Source organism: Enterococcus mundtii (assembly GCF_003957375.1).
GTDB classification, from domain to species: domain Bacteria; phylum Bacillota; class Bacilli; order Lactobacillales; family Enterococcaceae; genus Enterococcus_B; species Enterococcus_B spodopteracolus.
Genome location: NZ_CP025473.1, coordinates 2,270,175 through 2,292,816, shown reverse-complemented (window position 1 = coordinate 2,292,816; position 22,642 = coordinate 2,270,175). Strand labels below are relative to the sequence as shown.

Annotated in this window: 19 protein-coding genes; 17 read left to right on the top strand and 2 right to left on the bottom strand. The window is 38.7% G+C overall.

The window, feature by feature from the left end; genetic code table 11:
* The first annotated feature begins 50 nt into the window (after window positions 1-50).
* The 3 genes from CYK55_RS11170 (at window position 51) to CYK55_RS11165 (ending at window position 1,915) form a co-directional block, all read left to right on the top strand.
* Window positions 51-1,070 carry a lactonase family protein gene (locus CYK55_RS11170; RefSeq protein WP_034686959.1) on the top strand — a complete coding sequence of 340 codons (1,020 nt, stop codon included), beginning with the start codon at window positions 51-53 and terminating at the stop codon, window positions 1,068-1,070.
* 11 nt (window positions 1,071-1,081) lie between these two features.
* Entirely contained in the window at window positions 1,082-1,243 is a 162-nt protein-coding gene (locus tag CYK55_RS13540; protein WP_164546249.1) for a hypothetical protein, read from the top strand.
* A 375-nt stretch (window positions 1,244-1,618) separates the two neighbouring features.
* Window positions 1,619-1,915 carry a bacteriocin immunity protein gene (locus tag CYK55_RS11165; RefSeq protein ID WP_126134335.1) on the top strand — a complete coding sequence of 99 codons (297 nt, stop codon included), beginning with the start codon at window positions 1,619-1,621 and terminating at the stop codon, window positions 1,913-1,915.
* 130 nt (window positions 1,916-2,045) lie between these two features.
* Here CYK55_RS11165 and CYK55_RS11160 read toward each other — a convergent pair whose 3' ends face one another.
* Together CYK55_RS11160 and CYK55_RS11155 are read right to left on the bottom strand one after the other, a co-directional pair.
* Window positions 2,046-2,666, bottom strand: a complete 621-nt coding sequence (locus CYK55_RS11160) for an NAD(P)H-dependent oxidoreductase (RefSeq protein WP_034686954.1) — start codon at window positions 2,664-2,666, stop codon at window positions 2,046-2,048.
* A gap of 117 nt (window positions 2,667-2,783) precedes the next feature.
* Window positions 2,784-3,092 (bottom strand): rhodanese-like domain-containing protein, encoded by a 309-nt coding sequence (locus tag CYK55_RS11155; RefSeq protein ID WP_034686951.1) that lies wholly within the window; start codon window positions 3,090-3,092, stop codon window positions 2,784-2,786.
* A 193-nt stretch (window positions 3,093-3,285) separates the two neighbouring features.
* Here CYK55_RS11155 and CYK55_RS11150 point away from each other — a divergent pair, with 193 nt between their 5' ends.
* The 14 genes from CYK55_RS11150 (at window position 3,286) to CYK55_RS11085 (ending at window position 22,614) form a co-directional block, all read left to right on the top strand.
* Entirely contained in the window at window positions 3,286-3,930 is a 645-nt protein-coding gene (locus CYK55_RS11150) for a TetR/AcrR family transcriptional regulator (RefSeq protein ID WP_126134334.1), read from the top strand.
* Between the two features lie 15 nt (window positions 3,931-3,945).
* The gene (locus CYK55_RS11145; RefSeq protein ID WP_034686944.1) at window positions 3,946-5,673 is read left to right on the top strand and encodes an ABC transporter ATP-binding protein; all 1,728 of its coding nucleotides are present in this window, start codon (window positions 3,946-3,948) and stop codon (window positions 5,671-5,673) included.
* Complete coding sequence (locus CYK55_RS11140; protein ID WP_034686942.1) at window positions 5,670-7,547, top strand: ABC transporter ATP-binding protein; 1,878 nt, start codon at window positions 5,670-5,672, stop codon at window positions 7,545-7,547. Before CYK55_RS11145 ends, CYK55_RS11140 begins: the two co-directional genes overlap by 4 nt.
* Window positions 7,548-7,791: 244 nt before the next feature.
* Complete coding sequence (locus CYK55_RS11135; RefSeq protein WP_023520295.1) at window positions 7,792-8,646, top strand: VOC family protein; 855 nt, start codon at window positions 7,792-7,794, stop codon at window positions 8,644-8,646.
* 194 nt (window positions 8,647-8,840) lie between these two features.
* Window positions 8,841-9,860, top strand: coding sequence for a serine hydrolase domain-containing protein (locus CYK55_RS11130; RefSeq protein ID WP_126134333.1), 1,020 nt, complete (start codon window positions 8,841-8,843; stop codon window positions 9,858-9,860).
* 45 nt (window positions 9,861-9,905) lie between these two features.
* Window positions 9,906-10,859, top strand: a complete 954-nt coding sequence (gene manA / locus CYK55_RS11125) for a mannose-6-phosphate isomerase, class I (protein ID WP_034686938.1) — start codon at window positions 9,906-9,908, stop codon at window positions 10,857-10,859.
* Between the two features lie 275 nt (window positions 10,860-11,134).
* Entirely contained in the window at window positions 11,135-12,043 is a 909-nt protein-coding gene (gene rbsK / locus CYK55_RS11120; protein WP_126134332.1) for a ribokinase, read from the top strand.
* Between the two features lie 22 nt (window positions 12,044-12,065).
* Entirely contained in the window at window positions 12,066-12,461 is a 396-nt protein-coding gene (gene rbsD, locus CYK55_RS11115) for a D-ribose pyranase (protein WP_034686932.1), read from the top strand.
* 17 nt (window positions 12,462-12,478) lie between these two features.
* A complete protein-coding gene (gene rbsU / locus CYK55_RS11110; protein WP_034686930.1) occupies window positions 12,479-13,366 on the top strand; it encodes a ribose/proton symporter RbsU in 888 nt (295 codons plus the stop codon).
* Window positions 13,367-13,524: 158 nt separating this feature from the next.
* Window positions 13,525-15,216 (top strand): PTS transporter subunit EIIC, encoded by a 1,692-nt coding sequence (locus tag CYK55_RS11105; protein ID WP_126134331.1) that lies wholly within the window; start codon window positions 13,525-13,527, stop codon window positions 15,214-15,216.
* Between the two features lies 1 nt (window position 15,217).
* Window positions 15,218-17,248 (top strand): BglG family transcription antiterminator, encoded by a 2,031-nt coding sequence (locus CYK55_RS11100; RefSeq protein ID WP_034686926.1) that lies wholly within the window; start codon window positions 15,218-15,220, stop codon window positions 17,246-17,248.
* Window positions 17,249-17,261: 13 nt separating this feature from the next.
* On the top strand, window positions 17,262-17,705 hold the full coding sequence (locus tag CYK55_RS11095) for a PTS sugar transporter subunit IIA (RefSeq protein ID WP_034686925.1): 444 nt from the start codon (window positions 17,262-17,264) through the stop codon (window positions 17,703-17,705).
* A gap of 156 nt (window positions 17,706-17,861) precedes the next feature.
* Entirely contained in the window at window positions 17,862-20,984 is a 3,123-nt protein-coding gene (locus CYK55_RS11090) for a SpaA isopeptide-forming pilin-related protein (RefSeq protein ID WP_126134330.1), read from the top strand.
* Window positions 20,977-22,614, top strand: coding sequence for an immunoglobulin-like domain-containing protein (locus CYK55_RS11085; RefSeq protein WP_235186250.1), 1,638 nt, complete (start codon window positions 20,977-20,979; stop codon window positions 22,612-22,614). The genes CYK55_RS11090 and CYK55_RS11085 overlap by 8 nt, the downstream gene beginning before the upstream one ends.
* The last annotated feature ends 28 nt before the right edge of the window (window positions 22,615-22,642 follow it).

Sequence of the window (22,642 nt, the reverse complement as noted above, 5' to 3'; positions counted from 1 at the left end):
ATGGATGTATGATAGAATAAATTAGAATTCTTAATTTGAGGAGGATTAAAATGATAAAAAAAATCATTCTAGGAACATATACAAGACGAAAAAGTGAAGGGATTTATCAAATCGAATTAGATACAGATAAAGGCACTTTAGAGAATCTAACTTTAGTGACAAAAGAAAATAGCCCAACGTATGTGGCAAAAAGCGATGCAGGTAATCTTTACACAGTAACAAGTGTCGATGGGTTAGGTGGAGTTGGTGCATACGATCATTCATACAATTTTTTGAATGCGGTAACAGAAGCCGGCGCACCTTTGTGTTACGTGACAGTCGATGAGCAACGCCAACTGGTTTATGGCGCAAATTATCATAAAGGAGAAGTCAATGTTTATCGTATCACTGAAGACGGCAGTTTAGAGGCGACAGACGCAGTCTTTCATCAAGAACCGACTGGTCCACACAAAAACCAAGATCATGCTCATGTTCATTACACAGATTTAACACCTGACCAACGATTAGCAGTTTGTGATTTAGGAACTGATCGTGTGTACACATATGATGTCGATGAAAAGGGTAAATTAGCTGTAAAAGCTGTATTAGAAGTAGAGCCAGGAACCGGCCCACGTCATTTAGTTTTCCACCCTAATAATCAATTCGCCTATTTGTTTGGTGAGTTAGACAGTACAGTTCGTGTTCTTTCCTATGATGAAACAACAGGCGAATTCAAAGAAGTGCAAAAAATCAGCACATTACCTGAAGGATTCACCGAAGAAAATGGTGGTGCTGCCATCCGTATTTCAAATGATGGACGTTTTGTCTATGCATCAAATCGGGGACATAATTCGATTGCTGTATTCGCTGTGAATGAAGAAGGTTCACATTTAGAACACGTACAAACGATCTCAACTGAAGGAGATTTCCCAAGAGATTTCGCCTTAGATCCAGAAAATGATTACGTAGTATGTGCCAACCAGAATACGGATAATCTTACCTTGTATAAACGTGATGCTACAACTGGAGAATTGACATTGATCCAAAAAGACATCTATGCACCTGAGTGTGTCTGTGTTTACTTTGATTAAGGAGTAGTGACATGAATAAAGAAGAAGTGTTAGACCGTTTACGCGAAGAATTAGAGATTCCGTTTTTTCAAGGAAAAATCGAAGACAAAGAGTATAGTAAAGAAGAATACCAAAAGATCAAAAGTGATTTGATCCAGTATTTTGATGACTATGTTCGTAATGTTGAAAATTAAAGAAGGAAATATAGCCGAGAGTAAAATGATTTCTATCTTATCTTGAACTAACACGCTAGCATGCCAAAGCTGTTTAGTTCGATAAAAATGGGAGACGTATGAAAGAGTTGAAAATGATTTTTGGTGCGTTTCTTTTGTCACTACTTTTAAACTGGGGCTTATCCTATCTATTAAATCGTCCATTTAAATGGTGGATTACTTTAGGTATGTTCTTCGGATTCTCCATTGCCTATTTAGTTGGTTCAAGAAAGAGTTCAAAAAACAAATAGATGTTTTTTGAACTCTTTCTTTTAATAACATCTGATTTCAACCAAAGTTTAGTTTGCGTAAGACTATAGTAATATTCCTTGAAATTAAGAGAAGGAGCAACAGTAAATGAGTCATCTAAGATGGTTTTCTAGTGGAAACGATCGACGCAAAAGAGCAGAAACAATCATTAATGAATTGATAGCTGATTTAGCGTTAGACCGTGGAAATGAATCGCTTAGAGAGGTTTTACACGCTTATCTAGAAAAATTACAAAATGATGGAGCATCAGTGCCGTTCATTTTAAGCCGTATGAACTTAGATATATCTAATGCATTGAAAAAAGATGGTGCCTCTCTCAACGAGCATCAATCCGAAAAGCTACATGAACTGATGGCTATCTCTAGTATTAGATATGGTTATTAATTAATTTTAGCGTCACAGATCAGCCACTTTGCAACAAATAAAAAAGGATTTCATGAACATTTATTGTGAATGTTCATGAAATCCTTTTTATTTTCTCAACGTTTTAAGAGAAAGACTTACTTAATAGTGACTAGAAGTCTTTACCAAATGCCGTTGCTTTATCTAAGGCAGCCTGCATCAATTCTTCCGCACGATCAGGTGTATAGTCGATTCCCTCGATAAATAATTGGTCGACTTGTTCGATGCCGACAAAGTTCAAGATTGCTTTTACATATTGAGAAGCAAAATCTTGTCCATTGTAGATTCCGCCATTTGATTGGATGTGTAGTGCTTTTTTACCAGTAACTAAGCCAACAGGACCATTTTCAGTATACTTGAAAGTTTTACCAGCAACATTGACTGTATCAAACCAAGCTTTTAATTTTGTAGGAATGTTCAAATTCCATAAAGCATTGGCAATAACGATTTTATCTGCTGCTAGGAATTGCTCTGTCAATTCGTTGAAACGAGCAATTTTTTGTTGTTGGTTTTCAGATAGACTAGAGAAATCTGCACCTGCACGAAGCGCTTCCCATCCAGAAAGCAATTCTTCATCAATTTCTGGGATATCATCACGATAAAGGTCTAAAACAGTTACCTCGTCGTTTGGATGGTTTTCTTTGTAGCTAGTTAAAAAACTAGTTAATGCGTTAACTGAACGTGATTCTTGTGCAGTTAGTGGATGTCCTTTGATTACTAATACTGATGCCATAATCTCTCTCCTTTAGTCGTAATTGTTAACTTTACTGCTAACAATACCAGTTTACTTGAAACAGAAAAGGCTATCAAGTATTTTTACTGATAAAAAGTAAGTTATTTTCCAGTACGATCAAAGAGGACTAGTTAATTCACGACTTTCAAATAACTTCATGTTATCGATCACATAAGTTGCTTGCAATCCGTTTTCTATTAGGTAACTAGTGATTTCTTGTGCCGAATGGTTAGATGCTCCGACAATGTAGTAGTGTTTTTTTGTATCGAGATTATTTAATTGGGCTGGCAAACTGGTAATAGGGATGGATATCGAATGACTTAGATGTTTTTTTATATACTCATTCGTTTTTCGGACATCTAGAATCACAACATCCTTCTTTTGATAGACGAAATAGAGTTCGTGGACGGTTATTGATTTGATCATGGCGTTCATCCTTTTTATATAATGATCCTATTTTAGATGTATAGAATAGAAGAAACAAATCTTTTTACTCGATTTATTCTTTTTTTAATAATTATGAAAAAGAATGTAAATGACTTGCAAAACATTCAGATGGTGTTATAATGACAAGGTGTCATATGACAACGTGTCATTTTTATGTGGGGAGGAATAAACGATGCCGACACAGACTTTTTTTCATCTACCAGAAGAAAAACAGCAAAGGCTATTAGAAGCGGCCAGGGTCGAATTTTCAAGAGTACCATTGAATGAAGCTTCGATTGCACAAATCGTGAAACTTGCGGGGATCTCTAGAGGTAGTTTTTATCAATATTTTGAAGATAAAGAAGATCTTTATTTTTATTATTTTGAAACCGTTCGTAGTGATAGTACAAAAAATATGATTCAACTAATCAAAGAATCGAATGGAGACCTATTTATCGGTTTTGAACTTTACTTTGGAAAAATGATTCGAGATATTCTAGAAGGTGAAAATGCTGCGTTTTACAAACATCTTTTTATGCACATGGATTACCGTGCTTCAAGAAAAGTCGTGCCGCATCCACAAGGACATCGTTCATCACCACATAAAAATCATAAAAAAGCGTCCAAAGAGTTGATTGGTTTGATTGATCGTTCCCATCTTAGAGTAAAAGATGACCATGAAATGGAATTATTGTTTCAGTTAGTCATGAGTACACTGTTTACAACGATTGCGCATGCCTATAAATCATTTTCAACCTCTGAGGAGTATTCTGTTGAACAAGCCATTGCAGAATTCAATCTAAAACTGTCATGGATAAAAGATGGCGCTTATAAATAGAAAGAAGGGGAAAGAATGCTAAAAATTGTCAAGCGAATTTCATTGACCTCAGCGATTGCTGCAACGGTCTTTATGATTATTCAAGTGTTAGCAGATCTTTATTTGCCAACGTTAACATCTAATATTATTGACAAAGGCGTAGCAAAAGGTGACATCGACTATATTTGGCAGACGGGATTTGTCATGATCGGATTTTCTTTGATCAGTATTTTAGCCGCCATTGCCAATACGTTTTTTGCTACACGAGAATCTCAAAAGTTAGGAAAACAATTACGAACAGAAGTCTATCAAAAAGCCGAAAATTTGACGAAAGACAAATTCGACAAGTATGGAACAGCTTCATTGATCACTCGTACAACGAATGATGTGACGCAGATCCAATTGGTGATGCAAATGTTTTTACGGATGATGATCAATGCACCGATCACTCTTGTTGGGGCAAGTATCCTTGCTTATCAAAAGGACCATCAACTGACTAGGATTTTCTTAGTCGTGATTCCTGTCATGATCATTTTGATCGGTGGTATCATGTATTTTGCTGTTCCTCTATTCAAGAGCATGCAAAAGAAAACGGACCGCTTAAACCTTGTTTTTCGTGAAGGATTAACCGGTGTACGTGTCATCAGGGCATTTGACAAAACACGTTTTGAAGAAAATCGTTTTGATTTAGCGAATAAGGATTATACAAATACGGCAATCAAAGTCAACACGATTGTTGCATTGATGATGCCATTGATGACGTTGATCATGAGTGGGACGAACGTAGCGATCACATGGTTTGGTGGGCACTACATAGCGGATATGACATTAGAGGTCGGCAATCTGATTGCTTTCATGACTTATGCGATGCAAATTTTGATTAGTTTCATGATGCTATCAGCAATCTTTATCATGGTTCCTCGTGCCCAAGCTTCGGCTGATCGGATCAATGAAGTACTAGAAGAAGACGCGGGTATCGTTGATCCAGAACAACCAAAAACAGTTGCTTTAGCTGGAAAAGATGCAACTTTATCCTTCAAAAAGGTCGATTATCGTTACCACGGCGCAGAAAAACTAGCGTTGGAAAACATTGATTTTGAGGCGTCCTCTGGGGATGTCGTAGCGATCATTGGAGGAACAGGTTCAGGAAAAACGACATTAGTGAACTTGATCCCACGTTTGTATGATATTGAATCGGGTGAGATCGCGATCAACGGAACGAGCATCACTGATATGACGCAATATAACTTGCGTGAATTGATGGGATTTGTTCCCCAAAAAGCTGTCCTTTTTTCTGGAACGATTCGTGAGAATATGCAATATGGGAAAGAAGACGCAACAGATGAGATGATTTGGAAAGCATTAGAGATCGCCCAAGCAAAAGACTTTGTCTCTGAAATGGAAGATGGTTTAGATAGTCATGTCGAACAAGGTGGCGGAAATTTCTCTGGTGGACAAAGACAGCGATTAGCCATTGCGCGTGCCTTAGTAAAAGAAGCAGATATCTATGTCTTTGATGATTCATTCTCAGCACTCGACTTCAAAACAGATGCGAAACTCCGTCAAGCACTAAAAGAAAATATGACAGAAAGTATCACCGTTTTAGTGGCGCAACGAGTAAGTACCGTCATGGATGCAGATACGATTTTAGTATTAGATGAAGGAAAACTTGTTGGAAAAGGAACGCATAAAGAATTACTAGCAACAAATGAAACATACAAAGAAATCGTCAACTCACAATTGAGAGAGGAGGATTTAGCATGAGTAAAGGAAACAATCGACCTCCTCAAGGGCCAATGGGTGGTGGACCAGGACGTAACATTGGTGCGAAAGGAGAAAAACCAAAAAACTTTTGGGGCACTGTTCGCCGGTTATTCGGCTATATGTCTAAGCGTTTAGTAGCGATCATAGCTGTATTTGTCTTAGCGATTGCAGCGGTCGTCTTCCAAATCCAGACACCAAAAGTATTAGGGAAAGCAACCACAGAAATTTTTAACGGTGTGATGCTTGGCGCAAGACAAATGCAAGAAGGGCAACAAGTCACGAAATTCCCAATCGATTTTGACAAAATTGGTCAAATCATTGCGACAGTGATTGTCATGTACTTGATTTCTGCCGTGTTCAACTTCTTGCAACAGTTCATTATGACTCGCGTGTCGCAACGTACGGTATATGAGTTAAGACATGATTTAGAGACAAAAATGAATCGTGTGCCGATCTCTTATTACGATACACATACGAATGGGGATATCATGTCTCGAGCAATCAACGACATGGATAATATCGCCAGCACGTTACAACAAAACTTGACTCAATTTGTCACAAGTGCGGTCACACTGATCGGGGTCATCGTTATGATGCTATCCATCAGTTGGCAACTGACATTAGTCGCTTTATTGATGATTCCATTAAGCTTGATCATTGTCATGGTTATTGCACCGAAATCACAAGTTTTCTTTGCGGATCAACAAAAGAGTTTAGGATTATTGAACAACCAAGTCGAAGAAACCTATGCTGGACATACGATCGTCCAAACGTTCAACCATACAGCAAAAGACCAAGCTGTATTTGAAATTGAAAACCAAAACTTGTATTCTGCTGGTTGGAAAGCGCAATTCATTTCAGCAATCATCATGCCACTGATGAATTTTGTTAAAAATCTAGGGTACGTTTTTGTGGCTGTTCTTGGTGGGATCAAAGTAGCCAATGGGAATATGGCCTTAGGGGATGTGCAAGCATTCTTGCAATATACGACACAATTTTCTCAACCGATCACACAATTGGCAAGCTTGATGAATACGATCCAATCAACAGTAGCTTCGGCTGAACGTGTGTTTGAAGTCTTAGATGAAGAAGAGATGACAAATGAAAAATCTGGTTTACCAGTCGAAGAAAATACACCGTACAAAGTTCGTTTTGAAAATGTGCAGTTTGGTTATACCCCAGATCATTTATTGATGAAAGATTTCAATTTGGATGTGAAGCCAGGTGAAATGGTCGCTATTGTTGGTCCGACTGGGGCTGGTAAAACGACTTTGATCAATCTATTGGAACGTTTTTATGATGTTTCAGGCGGAAGCATTCGGTATGACGGTGTCGATACGAGAGATGTTTCTCGTGATGTATTACGTGCGCAATTCTCAATGGTACTACAAGATACATGGTTATTTACTGGAACGATCTATGACAATATCAAGTATGGAAATGATGATGCGACGGATGAACAAGTGATCGAAGCTGCAAAAGCTGCCCATGTCGATGAATTTGTCCGCAAATTACCTGACGGTTATGATACGATCTTAAATGAAGATGCAAGTAACATCTCACAAGGTCAACGTCAATTGATTACGATTGCCCGAGCATTCTTAGCAAATCCAGATGTCTTGATCTTGGATGAAGCAACCTCGAGTGTCGATACTCGTACGGAGATTTTGATTCAAAAAGCGATGAACCGTTTATTGAAAAATCGTACAAGTTTTGTAGTTGCGCATCGATTATCAACGATTCGTGATGCGGATAATATTATCGTGATGAACCAAGGATCGATCGTTGAAACAGGAAACCATGATACGCTCATGGAAAAAGATGGGTTCTATGCTGATCTGTATAATAGTCAGTTTACAGAAGAAGCTTCATAATAAGATAAAATAAGTTATAATAATCTTTATAGGATTATGGGAAAGCGGCGTTTAAAAAGGTAAAAAAGTTTTATCAAAGATTCGCCGCTTTTCTTACATATAGAATGATTTTCCCTTCCCATTCTGATAATTAGCTAAAAAATAAGACAATCTGAGAATTAATTCAACAAAAAATAAGATATTGCTTGAAAGAAAAGAGAAGCATCGTTAAAATAAAGCTTAACGTAGAGGGGAGCAAGAAATTATGAAAGTTTTTGATTTGGGGTCTACTACTTATTTGAAAAGTATTGCGATACGTGTAAAAGACCGTGATAAAATGATCGAGTTTTATAGAGACACGATTGGTTTCGATTTAAAGAGAGAAGAAAATGAATTAGCGATTTTCGGTACAGTAGAGAATGACAGCGAGATGTTATTATTAGAGGAAAGTCCACGAGCAAATGATCACTTTGGGGAAATCAAAAAGCTCAACCGCTTTTCTTTGATCATTCCAACATTAGAAGAGATGGCAGATGTGCTGTATCGCATTCGCCAAACGAATCAAACGATCGAAGAAGCACTGGAAAGTGATGGCAGAATCGGTATTTTATTGAAAGATCCTGAAGGCAATATGTTAGAGATCTATCATGAAGAAACTCATACTTCACAAGAACAAGCGGTGGAACAATTAGACCAAGAAGCACTATTAAGACAATCAAATGAACGCTTTAAGAAATTATCTGCTGGTACTTATTTCCAAAAAGTCCACCTAAATGTACTAGATATGGAAAAGGAACGAGAATTTTTATCAGAGCTTTTAGGTCTGACTGTGCATAAAGAGGAAGAGAAAGAATTTATCTTGAATAAAGGTGATTTTCATGTAGGATTGACTCAAGCTGAGAGTCCAGTGATTGCCTTACCGACTGATGAAATCTTAGGCTTAGACTTTTTGAAATTTGTTGTTGATCCAGAGAGTATGCAACGTCTGATTGCACATTTGAACACAGAAACGATCGATTTTTACATTGACAAAAAACAAAAAGTTTTGACTTTGTATGATGCAATTGGCATCGAATGGTGGTTCGTGGACGAAACAAAAGCAACTAATGTTATCCAATGAACAGTGGTTAGGATCAGTCGATTGCTCGACCGTTGGAAAAAGCAGGAAAAATTCAGCTGATGCTGAAAGTTTCCTGCTTTTTTATGTCAGCCACTAAATACTGGGATAAATGAGAAAAACAATTGATTCTTATGGAAGAAAGAATTATGCTTGGGGAGCAAACAAGCATATCCAGAGATAAATAAGGAGAAACTATGTACGCTAAAACGAAAGAATATATACTAAAAAAAATGAACGAGGGATATTATCCAGGGGTCGTCGCTGCTTTTATTAAAGGGGATCAGATTGGAAAAGTGATTGCAGGTGATGCGCAGATCATTCCTACAGTCAGACCAATGACTGAAGATTTGCTCTTTGATGCAGCCTCCCTAACAAAAGTGATTGCAACGACAAGTCTTGTCTTGCGATTGATCGAAGACGGGAAAGTTGAATTAGATGAACCTTTGCATACGTACTTGCCGACTTTTGAGAATCAAACGATCACGATTCGCCATTTATTGACACATACCTCAGACATCCAGACATTTATTCCTGATCGAGATCGTCTATCACAAACAGAATTGATTGCAGCTTATTTGAAACTTCAACCAGGCAATCAATTAGGCATCGAAGTTCACTATACAGATACAGGCACAATTCTTTTAGGATTGATGCTAGAGGAGATTTTCCAGGAGGAGGTGGTCGAGCTTTTTGAAGAACAAGTACTAGCACCGTTAGGAATGATAAATAGCTTATTCTTACCACGTCCTTCAGAACGGATCGTTCCTACTGAACAGCTTCCTTCTGGTGAGGTGATCCATGGCTTGACACATGATCCAAAAGCACGAGTGTTAGCAGAACATGCAGGTAATGCGGGTCTATTTATTGATCTTGCGGATTGTGAGAAGTTTGTCCGGATGTATCTTCAATACGGAAAGCTAGATTCTGGTCATTTTTTGGAAGAGACAACCATCCGTTCCTTATTGGCTGATCATACGCCAACTGGTAAAGGTGGTCGCTCACTCGGCTGGGCTTTAAAACAAGATAAAAAGGATGGCCACCCATTACTATTCCATACAGGCTATACAGGGACATTTCTATTGATCGACCCAATCGATCAAGAAGCATTCATCTTTCTATCTAATCGCCTGCATCCAAACGATCATCGTGAAGAATATCTAAAATGTCGGGATGAAATCATTGAAATTTATTTACAAGAGAAAGCGTTACACTGAAAATAATGCTATAATAGCAATTGAAAATTGAGAGGAGTTTGACGTATGCAAGAACCATTATTTTTAAAACCTGTTTTTCAAGAAAAAATCTGGGGAGGCAGTCGCTTACGTACTGTTTTTGGCTTTGATATCCCAAATGATAAAATTGGGGAAGATTGGGCGATCAGTGCCCATCCTCATGGCGTGAGTGTCGTTGAAAATGGCCCATTCAAAGGCTGGAAACTAGATGATCTATGGAAAGAACATAAAGAATTATTCGGTCATCCAACAGAACCAGTTTTTCCGCTATTGATCAAAATCTTAGATGCAGAAGATGATCTATCTGTTCAAGTTCATCCGGATGATGCTTATGGTATGGCACATGAAGGAGAGCTAGGAAAAACAGAGTGCTGGTACATCATTGATGCCGAACCAGGTGCAGAGATCATCTATGGTCATCATGCAAAAACACGTGAAGAATTAGCCGAAATGATCCAAGATAGTCGCTGGGATGACTTATTGAAAAAAGTTCCTGTCAAAAAAGGTGATTTTTTCTACGTACCAAGTGGAACGATCCATGCAATCGGTAAAGGGATCATGATTTTAGAAACACAACAAAGTTCAGACACAACTTATCGTGTTTATGATTATGATCGCAAAGACGATCAAGGAAATACTCGGGAATTACACATCCAACAATCGGTCGACGTAACAACAGTACCAGCAAAAGCTCCTGAGTTACAGATCAAAGAGATCCGTCAGGGGAACTCTTCGATCGTCACTTACGTAGAAACAGAATTTTTCAACGTCTACGAGTGGGACATCAAAGGAATCACCTCCTTTAAAAAACAAGCACCGTATACATTGATGACAGTTATTGATGGTGCGGGAGAATTGGTGACAGGCAACCAAACCTACCCATTAGAAAAAGGAACAAGTGCGATCTTACCAAGCGATATCACGGAGTGGAAAGTTCAAGGAGAACTTTCGATCATCGCTTCTGAGCCAGGAAAAAAATAATAAGATAAAACTGTCGTTGCTAGGTTCAGCGACAACAATAAAGCGTACCAACCGAAAATGGACTTGCTATTTTTGGTTGGCGCTTTTTTTAGAACAGTGATGAGCTATCACTGTTCTAGTGATGTAAGAATAAAGAAGGTACAAATTACAGTTAGTTTTATAGTTGAAAAGTTGCTTGTTGAAATCACTTACAAAATATGTTATATTCTTATCGTAGAGTTAAAACGTTTTAATAGAACGTTAAAATGATTTTCTTGTTAAAGGAGAGGGAAAAGATGAATACTGTTACAGTTATCGGAAGCATCAATTTAGATCGAACCATCCGTGTGACTTATATGCCAAAACCTGGAGAAACGATCCATACAAAAGAAACTTTTTCAGCTGGTGGAGGGAAGGGAGCCAACCAAGCGGTTGCTGCTAGACGTTCGGAGGCAAAAACTTACTTTATTGGTGGAGTGGGTAAAGATGAAGCAGGAAAAACGATGACAGAATTACTTGAACAAGAAGAAATCGATTTATCTGGTGTAGCGACATTAGAAAATCAAGCGACTGGACAAGCGTATATCATTGTTGATGACCAAGGTGAAAATAGTATCATGATCCATGCTGGTGCGAACAATGCGTTTACCGTAGCACAAGTACAAGAAAATAAAGCAATCATCCAAAAAAGTGATTTTATTATTGCTCAGTTTGAAAGCGCTATAGAACCAACGATCGAAGCATTTCAAATCGCTCGAGAAGCTGGCGTGAAAACGATCTTGAATCCGGCACCGGCGCTAGAAAATGTTCCTGATGAGTTATTAGCAGTAACGGATATGATCATTCCAAATGAAACAGAAACGGAGATCTTAACTGGTATTACTATTACCGATGAAAAAAGTCTAAAAGAGGCGGCACAAGTCTTTCATGGATTAGGTATTGAAGCGGTGATCATCACGATCGGAAATAAAGGCGCTTACTATGATATTGCTGACGGAGCTAATGGGATCGTACCAGCTTTTAAAGTGCATGCAGTGGATACAACGGCTGCTGGGGATACCTTTATTGGCGCGATGAGCAGTGTATTAGCCAAAGACTTCAGCAACCTAGAAGAAGCGATCCGTTATGGCAATAAAGCCTCTTCTGTGACTGTTCAACGTTTTGGTGCACAGCCTTCTATTCCGTATAAACATGAATTAATCTGATTGAGGAAAGGATGAACAAATAATGAAAAAAACGAAAGTAATTAATTCTGATATCTCACGAGTGATTGCACAAATGGGACATTTTGATAAATTGAGTATTGGAGATGCAGGAATGCCTGTACCTATGACCACTGAAAAAATCGATTTAGCAGTCACGCAAGGAGTTCCTAGCTTTATGGAAGTCTTACGCAATGTGTTGTCAGAATTAGAGGTACAACGTATTTATCTAGCAGAGGAAATCAAAAATGAGAATCCTGACATTCTTTTAGAAATCCAAAAAGAAATGCCGGAGACACCGATCACGTTTATTCCGCATAGTGAAATGAAAACTGAGTTAAACAATTGTCACGCATTTATTCGCACAGGTGAGATGACACCTTATGCGAATGTCTTGTTAGAAAGTGGCGTCGTATTCTAAAAAAGGAGATGTAATAAATGAATGCAACAGCATTATTGATCGGATTAGGACCATTACTAGGTTGGGGACTTTATCCAACGATTGCTTCGAAGATCGGTGGACGTCCTGTTAACCAGATTTTAGGATCAACAATAGGAACTTTGATATTCGCACTTATTTTTGCCCTGATCAATGGCATAGCACTACCATCTGGAATGGATCTTGTCTTTTCTATTCTTTCCGGTGTGGGCTGGGCGACTGCTCAAATCATTACTTTTCAATCTTTTACACTGATTGGCTCATCACGTGCAATGCCTATCACCACAGCTTTTCAATTACTTGGGGCTTCATTATGGGGTGTTTTTGCGCTAGGCAATTGGCCAGGAACGACAGCGAAGATTCTTGGTGGATTAGCATTGATCTTGATTATTTTAGGCGCATGGATGACTGTTTGGACTGAGAAAAAAACCGAAGAAAATAGCAGTTTACTGAAAAAAGCGGTTTTATTATTAGCAGTTGGAGAGATTGGGTATTGGGCATATTCAGCAGCACCTCAAGCAACAACCATCGACGGAATGCACGCTTTCTTGCCACAAGCAATGGGGATGGTCTTAGTGGCGATCATCTACACCGCTGTATTAAGTATGAGAGGGCATGAAAAATCAGCATTTACAGAAGTTGTTTCTTATAAACAAATTTTTTCTGGCTTCTTTTTTGCCTTTGCTGCATTGACCTATTTGATTTCTGCACAACCAAATATGAATGGTTTGGCAACAGGCTTCATCTTATCGCAAACTTCTGTTGTTCTAGCAACCTTGACTGGTATCTGGTTCTTAGGACAAAAGAAAACGAAAAAAGAAATGACTGTCACGATCATTGGCTTGATCCTTATCTTAGCAGCCGCAACGATGACTGTTTTGATATAAGATGTTTTGTTAGAAGTGTTATTTTAAAGAATTGGGAAGTAACTGCGGTTACTTTCCAATTTTTTTTGTGGAAAATAGATAACGGAAACTGTTAGAATAGAGCTATCTAAAAAAAGCATAAGCGCAGTCTGCTGAAGTAGAAAGGGCAGGTGATCAACGTGGGGGAGAATTTGAATGCGCTTCCTGCTAATGCAGTGGCGAAATTAACCTGGTTTTGTCAATTACTACATTATTTCAAACAAATGATCATGCCAAATCTAAGTATTTTTATTGCTTGGGGTTTTTTATCGATTGTATCAAATATCGTATCAGGTGATTTGCATCAAACGCTTGCATATGTCAGTGACTGGCTGATTTATCTGTTATTGCCTATTTTAATCAGTTACTCTGGAGCAAAGCTTTTTGATCAAAAAGCAGCTGTAGCAGGTGGGATTGCTGTCATCGGTATTATAATAGTTTCTGATCTTCCACAACTATTCGGAGCGATGATCATCGGTTTGATCACAGGAGGTATTTTTCATTGGGTGGATCTTTGGTTGGCGCCGAAAATCAAACCTGGCTATGAGATGTTGCTGAATAACTTGTTGATCGGTCTAATCGGTGGGGTGGTCTGTCTGTTAGGCATACTGGTCATCCAACCAATTGTTGAAAGTAGTTTGTCTTATGTTGGACGCTTTGTTTATTGGCTCATTGAACAACATTTGTTGCCAGTGGTCAGTTTAGTGTTGGAACCGTTAAAGGTCTTATTTTTGAATAATGTCATCAATCACGGTATTTTGACCCCTTTAGGAATGGAGATGGCCCAACACACAGGGCATTCGATCTTATTTTTAATGGAAGCCAATCCTGGGCCAGGAATAGGGATTTTAAGTGCGTTCTTGTTTGCTGCCGATCGAGAAAAAAGTGTCAAAGCAGGTGGAGCATTGATGATCCAAGCAGTCGGAGGAATCCATGAGATTTATTTTCCTTTTGTCTTGATGCAACCCGCGCTTTTTTTTGCCGTTATGATAGGAGGAGCAACAGGAACATTTGTGTTCCAACTGTTTGCTAGTGGGTTGAATGCTCCGGTTTCCCCAGGTTCATTGGTAATTATTTTAGGAAATACACCAACTTCACAATTAGCAGGTGTCATTTTAGGTATTATTCTCAGTGCGCTTGCTACGTTTATTTGTGCCATACTGTTATTGAAAAGAACGAAACCTGTGGAATCGATCCTCCCAGAAAGGAGCCAACTGATGAATCATGAAGCGGTCAACCAAATCATCTTTGCTTGCGATGCCGGGATGGGTTCTAGTGCAATGGGCGCAGCCATTTTGAAGAAAAAACTGCATGCGCAAGGGATAGTTATACCTATAAGCTATACCTCTATTTATAGTCTGAAGAATCATCAGAAACAATTGGTGATCGTACAAAGTGCCTTTCAATCTTTAGCACAAGAAAAAGCCAAAGAGAGTCAGATCATTGCTGTCGAACATTTTTTAGAAGTTGAGTCGTATCTACCATTGATCAAGCAGCAACTTCATGAAATAAATATTGAACCTCAGATCAAAAAGCAACAAGAAGTTGAACAACCTAGAATCAGCGTTGTGTTTTTATACCAAGGAAATCGACGAGGCTCACAAACGATGGGGATGACGATTTTAATGAAGCTAGCCAAGGAATATCAGGTCGATCTATCTGTAGAAAAAACAGCCGTTGAAGACCTAGTACCCGAAAAAGAAGTGGTATATCTTGCGAATGAAAGTATGGCAAAGGCGTATCAATTGGAACAACAAGTGGAGCATTTGTTGATCATTGATCATTTTGTCAGTACCAAAGCCTATCTATCATTAGTAAAGGAAGTGGACTAAGATGTATTTGTCACCAAGGGAAAAAGAATTATTGACAGAGCTCATCAATAGTCCAACACCTGTTTCTATACAAAAAATGGTCAATGTTTTACGTGTCAGCAAACGGACTGTATACCGTGAGTTGGAGCAATTAGAGCAATCGCTCAAGGAAGTAAATGCTTCGCTGAAAAAAATTGCCCGTGGATCATTTACGATTGAAGCAACACCTGAAACAATGACACAACTGCGCCAGCTACTGAACGAAAAAGAGATGGAACTATCGACAACCGAAAGGCAACATGCGATTTTATTAGAACTATTACTCACGAAAGAACCATTGTCTTTAAGTTATTTTTTAGAAAAGTATTTGATTAGTAACACAACTTTTTATGCTGATATCAAGCAACTTGAAACCAGTATGAAACAGCTACCATTATCTATCACTCGTAACCGTGGTTATGAAATCACTGGACCGGAAAAATACCGAAGATTGCTGATCGCAAATATCTTAGAGTTGGAGATCAATGCGTATGAAATCTTTCACTTGCTGGAATTTGATACGACAACGAATTCTTTTTTTCAATTTATCACAACAGACAGTTTATTACTTGCACGTCAAGTTGTACGAGAAGAATTGGTCCAGCAAAAGAAAGAATTAAGTGACCGAAAATTGGAACATTTAGTCCTGATACTGAGCATCACGATCGATCGTGTCAAAAAAAATCACGTGCTGACGAATGAAACTTACACTGGACTAGTGAATAAAGAGTTATTACGTATCGCCAAAGCTTTATTTTCTAAAATCGCTAAGGAAACGCAACAACTTTATCCAGTCAATGAAATCGTCTTTTTTGCTAGTCTATTAAATGATTTCTCGAATTCCTTTGATCAGGATTTTTTTGAAGAAACATTTGATACGCAACTCGCTTATCTTGTGAAACACTTGATCCAAGTGGTAAGTGAAGTGACCAATAATCCATTCTATCAAGATGAAACACTATACAAGATGTTGTTGACCCATTTATCAGGAGTATTTTCTCGAGCGGTACTTCAAGAAGAACAATTGACTAATCCAATCTTAGAAAAAATCATGGTTCAGTATCAAGAGATTGCTCAAGCCATCCGTCATGGAATCGAGCAAATTTTTCAAGAAAAGAAACTATCCGAAGAAGAAATTGCTTATATGATTCTCCACTTTGCGAACTCGTTAGAAAAAACACCAAAGGACAGCACGATCAAAATCGCTGGTTTTTCCCCTAGTGGGTTAGCTTCGACAAGTATGCTTGAGTTAAAACTAAAGAGGTACTTCCCATTTGTTCAACATATCCATTTTTATCGAATTGCTGATCTAAAGAAAATCAATTTAGAAGAAGAGTATGATCTTGTCATTTCCACTTCGATCTTAAGTGGCTATGAGGGGAAATATCTATTAGTTTCACCATTACTTCTTGAGGAAGAAATCAAACAATTAAAAGCAGAATTTGCTCGTTTGACAGCACATCGAACGGAACATATCCGGTTAGCTGATCAACCTTCTGTTATCGAAGATACTTATGAAGAAACGGTGTTGATGATGAGTAAAATCAATCGATTACTTCAGCACTTCTTCATTCAAGAATTAGACAATCCAGAAACAGTAGAAGCTACGTTGAAGGATATTTTCGACTATTTACCTACAGGGTTGGTCCAAGATACAGAAAAAGTCTATCAGCGTTTAATGAAAAGATATCACCAAGCACCGATCGGATTACCTCATACCAACATGGGGCTTTTCCATACGTCTAGTTCTGAGATCACGGAACCTTTCTTCTGTCTTTTTCAATTGAAGCAAGTATTGGAGATCGAAGGAATGGACAAGACGAAAGTCAATTTATCAAGAATGCTAGTAATGCTAGCCCCGTCTCCAATTGACGAAGCTACTGGAAAATTACTTGGGAAAATAAGTGGTGCATTGATCATGAATGATTTGAATACTGAGATTTTTCGATCAGGAAATGAGGCAATCATCTATCAGTTGTTATCTAAAATTTTGATCGATGAAATAAAAAAATAAGGGGGCTCTATTGATGCTTGAGATGTCATCTGAACATATTTGGTTGAACCAACAGTTTGGTAGCTGGGAAGAAGCCATTCAGCAGATTGGTGAACAACTGCTTGAAAAAGGAGTCATCCAAAAGGAATATATCGATGCGATGGTTGCTCGTCAAGAAGCAGCAAGTGTCTATATCGGCAACTTTGTGGCACTTCCTCATGGAAAAGCAAAAGATGAACAGATCGTTGAAGAAGGTATTTTTTTGTTCCAAGTACCTGATGGTGTTGACTTTGGTATCGATGATGAAAAGAAAATCGCAACGATTTTATTTGCAGTGATCATGCGAGAAAACCAACAATTAACAAGTTTACAAGAACTTGCCTTTTTTTGTTCCGATGTCGATCAAGTGATGGCATTGAGCGATGCCCAAACAGTAGAGGAAATCCAACAAATCTTAAAACAAGCTGAGGAGTTTTGACGTAAAATACGCAACGACCAATCAATTGATTGGTCGTTTTTTTCTATTTTTTTTGGGGAGAATTTCGACAAAATCGTAATTATATAGTGAAGGAGGTGCGACGAGAAGGGCACATGTTCCCAGTTGATTTATTCCACTAATGAAAGGAGTCAAAGAATGAAGAAATCCTCTGAATCACTATTTTTGATTCTACCAATCATTATTATAATCACTATTTTTTTTCAAATGAAAGTGAGACCAGTCTCGGCAGAAACATTGCCTGACCTACCCATGTATCAACAAATCACTGCATCTGATTCCAATCAAACTATACGTACAGCTGAACAATCAATCCCACAGGATAATAGCTGGACAAGTTTCAAAAAAAACTATCAATTAGTCCAAAGGACCAATGGGAAATTGATTACTATTGGCTCGACGAATTATATTGAAGCGGTGATCCATGAATATTCTCCAAGATTGGCTGATCCATTTGCAAATGAAAGTGTCGTTGTTGATCCAGCGATCCATATCCCTCATATCGATATCCATCTATCTAATGGTGGCAGAGAAATTGGTTGGTACGGCAAGCGAGTGAAGGGAGAGATTGCGCTTTGTCTGGAACAAGGAGTAGCGCTGAATATCGGAGAAAATAGCGGGTATACTTCAAGTATTCAAAACACAGAATTATTGAAGAAAATTTCTTTGATCAAATACTATGGGGTGATTGCGACAAACTATACGATGGAAAAAGAATTAATGACTCAACTCCTTGCTTGGGAGCAACAAGGAATCACCCCCACCAGTATTTCTGGTATTTTGACAATGAACGATTACCAAACGTTCAAACGAACAGTGATGGAACAAGTGGAACGGTTTTATACCCAACCGAGTTTTGATGGACAAATATTGGATATAAAAGCTGGCGAAAGGCAAACGTTGACCGACACAACAGGAGCATTTTCAAATTATAGCTCATCGCCTGTTCAACAAATCAATGGAGTAACCATTGAAAAGCAAGGAAATCAAGTAACAGTCACTGCATCGAAAGAGGCACCGGCGACAAGTGAGATCGCATTTGATTATCATATCCCCAGTAGTTATCAAGGAGCAATCATCGTGTACCAACATCCTTATACACAAAATATGGTAGTCGGTAGAGTGCCACAGCTGACAAGAACCTCCTTTCAGTTACGCGTGCAAAAATATGGACATGCTGGTATCCGCAAAGTCGATCAACAAACAAAACAACCATTAGTAGGCGCCGTTTTTCGTTTCACGACTGCGGATGGACAGATGAAAGAATTGACGACAGATTCTGATGGTGTTGCTATTTGGCATGATCTACTCGTTGATACGGTCGTTACGATTCAAGAAATCAAAGCGCCAGAAGGCTACGTTTTAAATCCAACGCCCCAGATTGTCACTGTCAAAGTGAATGAATTGACGAGTATCACGTTAGCTAATCAAGAACAGACAGCTAATTTGAAGGTCATCAAAGAAGATGCAGAAACAGGCAATCAGCCTCAAGGAGGTGCCCAATTGATCGGAGCTGTGTATCAATTAACGGACAAAGACGGAGAAACAGTTGCGGAATTGACGATGGAAGAGGTTAATGGAAGTGCATCAGCTGAGCTAAAAGGGTTAAAACTAGGAACCTATTATTTACAAGAGACCATTCCACCGAAAGGTTATCACTTAGATCCGACAATCTATCCTATACATTTGACTTACGCAGGGCAAAATGAAACGGTGGCTGTTCATAGCAAAACAGTCACTGATCGCGTCATCAAGGGTCATGTTGAAGGATATAAATTTGGTTCAAAACCTCTTATCCCCACTTCTATCTTCGAAATTTTACACGCATTAACAACCAATCAAACGAATCATAAACCACCACTCGAAGGAATCGAACTAACAGCCACTGCTCATACCACAGGAAAAGAATATGTCCAAGTCACTGAAAAAAACGGCTACTTTAAATTTATAGATTTACCCTATGATACGTATACGATCACTGAAACAAAAGGAACGGATGGCTATTTACTCATTGAACCATTTGAAGTGACGATCAGTGAAGAAGGTTATACACATTTCTTTTTATTAGAAGATGAAATCATCGAATCACGCGTACATCTCATCAAGATCGATCAAGAAACAGGACAACAAATTCCCTATGCTGGCGCACAATTTAAGATTTTTGATACTTGGGCGAATGATGGACAAGGGGCATTTGTAGTAATGACGCGTCCGAATGATACAGAAAAAACTGAGATTTTTGAAACGAATCAAAAAGGGGAGTTAGTGACAACTGGGAGCTTACCTTGGGGCGTGGATCGCTATGAGCTTCATGAGGTCAAAGCGCCAGAAGGCTATCTCCCGTTAGAAGAACCATTGATTTTCGGTGTAACAGCGGAAAATCATAGTGCATTGATTCGCTTAGAAGTCCCTAACCGTTTAGCAAGACAATCCATTGAGTTGATCAAACGAGATCGGTTGAATGAACAACCTTTGGCGCAAGTACCATTTGGCCTATATCAGGTAGAAAGAGCAGACAATGGCGAGGATATCCTTCAATTTATTGAAGAATATCTCACGGATGATGAGGGAAGAATCGAAGTAAGCGATTTGCCCTATGGGACCTATCAATTTATTGAAGGAAAATCATTAGAAGGGTATTTACCATTAGAAGAACCTTTAGATTTTTCAGTAACTGTTGAAAAAGACGGAGAATTGATCGTATTAGAAGCCTATAACGAACGCGAAAAATTAGCATTGACGAGTTTGTTCACATCCCTCGATGGAAGCAAGGAGCTTGACCCAACCAAAGACAACCAATTGAAAGACGTAGTCTGGATCAAAGGAGCAGCCATTGAAATCGGTCATACGTATACCGTAGTGACCCAGTACCGAAAAGGTGAGACCGGAGAACTCATCAACGAAGCAATTTCACCCTACACAGCAAAGAGTAAAGAAGATCAGTTTGAAGTTTTTCTTGAACTAAAAGCCAATACGCTAAAAGCCAATGATCAGTTGATTGCCACTCATATTTTGTACTACAAATCTGAACAAGAAAATGAGGTTGCACGTGAAGATGATCTGACGAATCAAGAGCAGACTGTTCATTTCAATATACCAAAAAACGGGGAAAAAGAAGAAGCGAAAAAGCAGGAAAATACTCGTAATTTACCTAAAACGAATAGTCGTACTTCTGTTTATCTAGTAGGGATAGGTAGCTTGTTTCTAGGAGTGGGTGGTGTTTTGATCTATCAACAAAAAAAGGGTGGTTTAAATGACTAAAAGGAAAAAATACATGAGATTTGGCTTGTTCATATTCAGTTGTTCAGTTGTTTTGTTCGTCAGTGGCTGTAAAACACAACAAACAGAAGTGCCACCAACAGCTGGCCCTGCTTCAAGCAGGATGAAACAGGTCAGAGTGGAGACAACAGAAGAGAGTCATCTGAAAAAAGAAGAGAACGCTTCTCAGTTGTTTAAGTTTGCTTCTCAATTTCGAAAACCATTAGCTCTCCCCGCTGAAGCAACGATCAAGGATGAAACCAATCAGCTGAGGATCGCTTATCTCGAAGCAACAACAGTACCTCAAAGTCTGGAAAATCCAGTATCAAGAAGCAATCTCACACATCGCCACGCAGAAGACGAACAAAAAGTTATACTATCGGAGGTTGTAGCAATTCCAAAGAGCGATGATCATTGGCAAAGTCCCTACGTGCATGCAAATGCTCCATTGCAGATCTTACCAAGAGGAACAGTGATTGATCCCTTTGCCTATTTTACTGTTGTTCAAGGAAGTGATCCCGTTCCAGTGATCCACTATACGCCCGTCAATCCTAATGAATCTGGCTACCAAGTGATGCAGATCACAGCAATTGATTCAAAAGGGAAAGTGAGTGTTGCGACAGTCACCTTTCTGTTTAATCACTCTCCGATCATTCAGCAAGTAAGACAAAGTCCCCACATCACGATTGGTTCAAGTATTGACTTATTAGCTGGCATTTCCGCTCATGATGAAGAAGATGGTGAATTGACGTCAGAGGTGCAAGTACAAACCACACTCCAAACAGAACAAGAAGGCAGTTATGAAGTGATTTATTCTGTGACTGATCAATTTGGAGCAAATACCAAGCTGATAAGTAATATTACGATCACCAATGAAGCACCGATAATCAGTGGGCCGAATCAGCTCGTTTTACCTGTTGATCAATCATTCTCTTTATTTGATTATTTCTCCGCAAATGATCAAGAAGATGGTGCGATCAACCTTACCTCAGACAATATCTTGGCATCCGATCTTGTCCCATATGTACCAGGAAACTACTTCGTAAGAATTGGGAATGTCGTTGATCGGTATGGCAAACGAGCGGCAGAGCGTACGATCCGTGTTCACTTAACAAATGAAGCGCCGACGATTACAAATACGCATATGACTCTTCCTGTATTTAGTGAACTGAATAAAGAAAGCTATTTAGCAAAACTAGTTCTTGCAGATCGTGAAGATCCGGTTGAGCAATTACATGTGGCAATCGATCTGCCTTTTTGGGAGAAAATCGACACTTCCCGATTAAATACCTATCGTTTTCCTCTTCAAGTCCAAGATACACATGGGGAGCTCACCAAAACCTTTGGGAGCATCCAAATAATCAATGAACCACCTGTATTTTCTGGAATAGAGGATAAGAAAATCATTGTAGGCGAAGAAAAGCCAGATTTATTAGCAGGAATCTCCGTGTCGGATCGTGAAGAGAGTATAGGAATAGAAGATGTTGAGATCGTAGAAGAAATCGCTTGGGATATATCTGGAACCTACCCTGTTTATTTGACGGTCAAAGATACATTTACAGAAACGACAGTATCTTTTCATGTCATTATTCAAGAAAATAATCCAGAAATATCAGAGAAATTGAGCGAATAAGGAGAAACGAAACTAAACAGCAGTGATT